This is a genomic window from Streptococcus sp. 400_SSPC (genome assembly GCF_001072745.1).
Classification (GTDB): domain Bacteria; phylum Bacillota; class Bacilli; order Lactobacillales; family Streptococcaceae; genus Streptococcus; species Streptococcus xiaochunlingii.
Genome location: NZ_JVIQ01000030.1, coordinates 1 through 5,410, shown reverse-complemented (window position 1 = coordinate 5,410; position 5,410 = coordinate 1). Strand labels below are relative to the sequence as shown.

General features: G+C 44.7%; 5 protein-coding genes. 3 read left to right on the top strand and 2 right to left on the bottom strand.

The features are described from left to right. Positions 1-301 precede the first annotated feature (301 nt). The 3 genes from ADH49_RS04835 to ADH49_RS04825 all read left to right on the top strand — a co-directional run bounded on the left by ADH49_RS04835 (position 302) and on the right by ADH49_RS04825 (position 3,454). On the top strand, positions 302-1,741 hold the full coding sequence (locus tag ADH49_RS04835) for a 6-phospho-beta-glucosidase (RefSeq protein WP_048690322.1): 1,440 nt from the start codon (positions 302-304) through the stop codon (positions 1,739-1,741). A 136-nt stretch (positions 1,742-1,877) separates the two neighbouring features. Further along, positions 1,878-2,567 (top strand): response regulator transcription factor, encoded by a 690-nt coding sequence (locus tag ADH49_RS04830; RefSeq protein WP_048690324.1) that lies wholly within the window; start codon positions 1,878-1,880, stop codon positions 2,565-2,567. Continuing rightward, entirely contained in the window at positions 2,567-3,454 is an 888-nt protein-coding gene (locus tag ADH49_RS04825) for a sensor histidine kinase (RefSeq protein WP_048690320.1), read from the top strand. Before ADH49_RS04830 ends, ADH49_RS04825 begins: the two co-directional genes overlap by 1 nt. 20 nt (positions 3,455-3,474) lie before the next feature. Here the strand turns inward: ADH49_RS04825 and ADH49_RS04820 are convergent, their stop codons facing one another. Together ADH49_RS04820 and ADH49_RS04815 are read right to left on the bottom strand one after the other, a co-directional pair. Further along, entirely contained in the window at positions 3,475-4,227 is a 753-nt protein-coding gene (locus tag ADH49_RS04820) for an ABC transporter permease (RefSeq protein ID WP_048690317.1), read from the bottom strand. A gap of 54 nt (positions 4,228-4,281) precedes the next feature. Next, positions 4,282-5,190, bottom strand: a complete 909-nt coding sequence (locus tag ADH49_RS04815) for an ABC transporter ATP-binding protein (RefSeq protein WP_048690315.1) — start codon at positions 5,188-5,190, stop codon at positions 4,282-4,284. Positions 5,191-5,410: the final 220 nt, after the last annotated feature.

The window sequence follows — 5,410 nt, the reverse complement described above, 5'->3', positions numbered from 1 at the left end:
TAGAAACAATCGTGTTTCTAGCACTTTTCTCACGGCGGAAAGTTTCAGTAGATGATTGAATAACTCTAACGAATAAAATTTTTCTATTTTAACAGAATTTATTAGATTTAAGAAAGACCAATATTTATATTTGACAAAAAATAATTGGTATGCATTTTAAAAAATCGGAGTCCTCCGGACTTTTTGTATTGCGCGTGAACAAAAACAATCTTAGAATAGTATCAGTTTTTCCTAGGATGTTGTAAGATTTTCTGGTTAGAGAAGGGTATAATAGAACTATCAAATCAAGTGAGGTAGAGAGATGACCGATAAACTTCAATTTCCAGATGGTTTTCTTTGGGGTGGGGCGACGGCTGCTAACCAGTGTGAGGGAGCTTATAATGAAGATGGCCGTGGCTTGGCCAATGTGGATGTGGTACCGATTGGTCCTGATCGTCACGCCATTATTACGGGTCAGAAAAAGATGTTTGACTTTGAAGAGGGCTATTTTTATCCGGCTAAGGATGGCATTGATATGTACCATCGCTACAAGGAAGACATTGCCCTCTTTGGGGAAATGGGCTTTAAAACTTATCGCTTGTCCATTGCCTGGTCTCGGATTTTCCCCAAAGGGGATGAACTGGAGCCAAATGAAGCAGGTCTACAGTTCTATGAAGAGCTCTTTAAGGAGTGCCACAAGTATGGCATTGAACCCTTGGTGACCATTACCCACTTTGACTGTCCCATGCATTTGATTACCGAGTATGGAGGTTGGCGTAGTCGCAAGATGTTGGAATGTTATGAACGTCTTTGCCGGACCCTCTTCACTCGCTACAAGGGCTTGGTCAACTACTGGCTAACCTTTAATGAGATCAATATGATCCTCCATGCGCCTTTTATGGGAGCGGGTCTCTGCTTTGAAGAAGGAGAGAATGAGGAGCAAGTCAAATACCAGGCGGCTCACCATGAGTTGGTCGCTTCAGCCATTGCCACCAAGCTAGCCCATGAGATTGATTCCAACAATAAGGTCGGCTGTATGCTGGCAGCAGGGCAAAACTATCCGCATACCTGTGCTCCGCGAGATGTCTGGGCTGGTCTAGAAGAAGACCGCAAAAACTATTTCTTTATCGATGTGCAGGCGCGTGGGGAATACCCAAACTATGCTAAGAAAGAGTGGGAGCGTCAGGGAATCACGGTTGAGATGACCGAGCAGGACCTTCAATTATTGAAAGAACACACGGTAGACTTTATTTCCTTCTCTTACTATGCCAGTCGGGTCGCTTCAGGTGATCCAGCTGAAAGGGAGAAAACAGCGGGCAATATCTTTGCCTCTCTGAAGAACCCCTACCTAGAAAGCTCGGAATGGGGTTGGCAGATTGACCCTCTTGGTCTCCGCATTACCCTCAATACCATCTGGGATCGTTATCAAAAGCCGATGTTTATCGTGGAAAACGGATTAGGGGCAGTTGATACACCAAATGAAGCAGGGGAGATTGAGGATAATTACCGGATTGACTACCTGGCTGCCCATGTCAAGGCCATGCGGGATGCCATCCATGAAGATGGTGTTGTCCTCTGGGGCTATACGACTTGGGGCTGTATTGACCTGGTCTCTGCCGGGACTGGAGAAATGAAGAAACGCTACGGCTTTATCTATGTTGATCGGGACAATGGAGGAAAAGGAACTTTAGCCCGCTCACGTAAGAAATCCTTCTATTGGTACAAAGAAGTCATTGCGACCAATGGAGCTTCTGTCAACTAATGCAACACTCGATTAGGAAGAAAGTTCTTCTTGATCGAGTGTTTTCTTTGCATTTTTCATTGACGAAGGAGCTTTTATTTGATAGGCTAGGGTAATAGAAATGATTTGGAGTTCAAAGGAAAAAGGAGCGAGGCAAGTGGCACGGATTTTATTAATCGAGGATAATAATGATATCCAAGAAATTTTATACAGTCTCTTAAGTGAAGATCATGAGGTCCTTCAGGCTTTTTCAGGTACAGAAGGGCTGCGGCTCTTCCAGCAAGAAGCCGTTGATTTGGTCCTCCTAGACATCATGCTTCCTGGGAAAAATGGCGATCAGGTCCTGGAGGAGATCCGTTTGCAGAGTCAGGTGCCGGTCATCATGATGACGGCTCTTGGAGACAAACACCTCATTAGCCAGTACCTCCTTGCCGGTGCCAATGATTATATTGTCAAGCCCTTTAATCTGGATGAAGTGGCGGCTCGGGTGACGGTGCAGTTGAGAAATAACAACACTCCGGCACAGGAACCTCCATCATCGAAAAAGCTGACTTTTAAAAATCTGGTCCTGAACCCAGAAACCTTTGAACTGGAGTCTGGCGAACAGACGCTTCGCTTGGGCAAAAAAGAATTTCAAATTTTTGAGACCTTGCTGGCACATCCAAAGAAAATTTTCACCAAGGAAGAATTGTATGAGGCGGTCTGGGAAGAAGTTTATCTGCCTGGAGACAATACCCTTAATGCCCAATTGAGTAATCTCCGGAAGAAAATTGCCCAGCTTGATCCTAATGAGGATTACATTGAAACCGTCTGGGGCTTGGGTGTTCGCTTGAAAGGAGACAAGTAATGTGGGGATTGGTTCTAATTCTAGTCGTCCTTGTCCTTCTCTTGGGACTTGGCTACCTTCGCCTACTCTCTGCTCTCAAAGATTTGCAGGAGCAGATTCAAAAGAAGCTCCAAAATGGGAGTGGGGTGCGGTTAACGTCACGTGTTTCAAAAAAAGAAATGGTCGCCTTGACCAAGCAGGTAAGTGATCTCTTTGAACAGATCGAGCGGACCAATCGGATTGCCTTTCAAGAGAAAAAGACCTTGGATATGGCCATCAGTAATATTGCTCATGATATCCGAACGCCTTTGACCATTGCATCGGGCTATACCCAACAAATCATCAAGGGTGGGACGCAGGAAGAGGAAAAGCTGAAGAAAATTGCTTCCAATCTTCAAGTTGTCTCAAAACGCCTGGAATCTCTCTTGGAATACAGACGCTTGATGGAGGGAGCTATTCAGCCTCGGCTTACAGACGTTAATCTCAGCCAAGTCCTGACCCAGCAGTTGTTCCAGTATTATGATAGCTTGTCTGAGGCGGGGATTGCCTTAGAAGTGGAGATAGAGGAGCATCTTCATTATGCTACGGATCCGGAGCTTTGGGAGCGCCTCTTGCAAAATATGCTCAGCAATGTCCTCAAACATGGAAAGGAGCAGGCGCGTTTGACCTTGATGTCGGACGCGGACACGATTCGGGTAGAGCTGCGCAATATTGTGCAACAACCGATTCAACATTTAGACCAACTGGCTAGTCGATTCTACTCTGAAAATCTGTCGGATACAGAAGAGTCTTCTGGCTTGGGTCTCTACATTATTCAAAATTTTGTAGAGATCTTAGGGGGCGACTTGCAACTGGCAACAGAGGCAGATTGGTTTGTTTTGACCATTACACTAAGAAAAAAGGCTTGAGCATCGCTCAAGCCTTTTTGTTATAAATCTTTGTGTTTGAAAGTAGCGAGTCCTAGGAAGCCGAAAACAAGGATGAATCCAAGGGAAATCGAGAGAGTGTTGTTCGTTGCTGTTGTGCTCTGTACCATGGAATATTGGAATTCCAAGTTTAGATAGTGGAGAATGTCAATATCTTTAAAGAAAAGCGCAGGAAGGCTTAAGAGGATATTTCCAATGAAGTAGCCGACGAAGGCCAAGGTGATGGATTGGCTAGCGTAAAGGAGGAAGGAAATGATACTGACCCAAGCTAAGGTGGAAAGGAACTGAATCAGCACGGTCAGTCCAAAATGAGCAAGGAAGTGCTCTGGCATGGTTCCAAGTCCATTGTAGAGGGTCGCGATTAAGAAGACGAGACCATAAGAAACAAGAAATTGGAAGAGGGCAATGGTCAGGACAACGGCGCTTTTAGCAAAGTAGTAGCTGGTGCGCGAAACCCCATAGGCCAGATTATTCTTGTATAAGTTTTGCGTTAAGTCTGTTCCTAGAACCAAGGTGATGACAATAATGGTAAAGAGGATAGTCACACTGATGCTGGAAGAGTAGTTGGTCAAGGCTTTAAAGCCCGTCCAAACTTCGGTCGCTTGGGGTAATTTGGATTCCGTATTGACGCCGACGTGGCCGGTAGCTCCAAAGATGACTCCAGACAGGATGTTGAGAACGAGAATGGCTTCTGTAATCCAAAAACCTTTTGAGCGAAAAAGTCTGTAAAAATCTGCTTGAATGGTATGCAACATGATAAATCTCCTAAATGAAATATGTGGGATAAGTAATGCAAGACGGTGGGTTGACTAGTCTACCAAGTCCGTAAAGAATTTTTCCAGATCTTGGCGAGCATAGTAGATTTCATCCACGTCAATATCCTCTTGAACGAGCGCTTTGACAATGACTTTAATATCGTGAGTCTGTCCAAAGATATGGATTTCTCCATCCTTATCGATGACCTTGATACGGTGATGGAGCTGATCCTGGATCAGTTGACTGGCAAGAGCTAGTTGGCTAGTTTTGAGGATGATGTAATCTTCTCCTTGTTCTTCGAATTCAGCCTTGCTAATTTCTTTGATCAGGCGTCCTTGGTCGACAATGCCAAAGCGATTGGCAACCAGATAAAGTTCGGAGAGGATGTGACTGGAAATGAGGATGGTCATGCCGAGTTCATCGTTGAGGCGCTTGATCATCTGACGGAATTCCTTGATTCCGACAGGATCGAGACCATTGATGGGTTCGTCCAAAATGAGGAAGTCGGGCTTGGCAATGAGCGCAATCGCAATTCCCAACCGTTGTTTCATCCCGAGTGAAAAATCGCGGAATTTCTTCTTACCCGTATTATTCAGGCCGACATAGTTCAAGGTTTCTTTGATGACCTGGTCGGGATTGGGGATATGGCGTGCCTTGCAATAGTAGATTAGGTTTTGATAAGCGGTCATATGCTTGTGAGCCACAGGACTTTCAATGACAGATCCGACCCGTTTCAGGGCTTGTGTCCACTGAGAGCGATTCGTGGAAGCGAAGAGGGAGACGCTTCCATCAGTTTCTTGAATCAGCTGGGTGATGACCTTGATGAGGGTGGTTTTCCCTGCCCCGTTTTTACCGATGAGGCCGTAGACGTCGCCTTTGCGAATGGTGAGATTCACATCATTTAAGGCGTATTGTTGACCGAACTTTTTACTCAAATGGGAAATTTCTAATACTTTTTCCATGGTTTTCTCCTTCGTCCAAATGACTAGTTGTTTTCTTTACACTCTTAGTATACAGCTTGCTTTTCAAATAACTATCAAGCAATTCTAAAATATTTCTAAAAAAATGACTAACCTTTTAAAAGTTAGCCGTGACTTTAAGAATAAGTTTTCTTAGAGGCTTTCCTTAGGTGAGTACGGACGTCAGCGAACTTCGAAGAAGTTCCATGACTTAGTTTTGGAC

Excerpts from the sequence above, each read along its gene's own strand:
- ADH49_RS04820 (WP_048690317.1), bottom strand. The coding sequence starts at position 4,227 with ATGTTGCATACCATTCAAGCAGATTTTTACAGACTTTTTCGCTCAAAA.
- ADH49_RS04825 (WP_048690320.1), top strand. The coding sequence starts at position 2,567 with ATGTGGGGATTGGTTCTAATTCTAGTCGTCCTTGTCCTTCTCTTGGGA.
- ADH49_RS04815 (WP_048690315.1), bottom strand. The coding sequence starts at position 5,190 with ATGGAAAAAGTATTAGAAATTTCCCATTTGAGTAAAAAGTTCGGTCAA.
- ADH49_RS04835 (WP_048690322.1), top strand. The coding sequence starts at position 302 with ATGACCGATAAACTTCAATTTCCAGATGGTTTTCTTTGGGGTGGGGCG.